The organism is Vibrio sp. 2033 (assembly GCF_033339735.1).
Window position 1 is genome coordinate 1 of sequence record NZ_JAWOVC010000727.1, and the last position, 542, is coordinate 542.

The 542-nt window shown below is 45.2% G+C and carries 1 pseudogene; it reads left to right on the forward strand.

From position 1 onward, the window contains the following. Positions 1-542, forward strand: a pseudogene (locus R7P74_RS28750) (allophanate hydrolase); the annotation flags it as partial.

A 542-nucleotide genomic window follows, 5' to 3' on the forward strand; every position in this document is an offset into this window, starting at 1 on the left:
CTTGCTTTGTCGCCTTACAAGACTGTCACCTGGCAATTTGTGGCGGCGATCTTAATGCATCAGTAGATGGTCACCCTATTGCCAATTGGTCGGATTTTTCGATAAAAAAAGGTCAAAAGCTTCAGTTCGGAATGGCGAAAAATGGCCTTCGCGCCTATCTCGCTGTAAAAGGTGGCTTCAATGTGCCTGAGCACCTTGGGAGCTCATCGACCGTGCTTCGTGAAGCATTAGGTGGACTAGAAGCCAATGGTAACGCTCTAAAAGCTGGAGATGTTCTCCCTTTTGACGCGCATTCATTACCTAACCATAAACCAAGAATCATGACATTTCGTTTCAAGCCAGATTACAACTTGCCAATTACACTACGCGTTATTGAAGGTTATCAATGTGATGATTTCAGTGTTGAAGCTAAAGAAAAATTCTATTCGGGAAGCTTTGCGATCTCGCCAGACTCTAATCGAATGGGCTATCGCCTTGAAGGAAATACGGTAAAGCCACCTTATGATGGCATCTTGTCTGAAGGGATCGCGCTAGGCGCCATT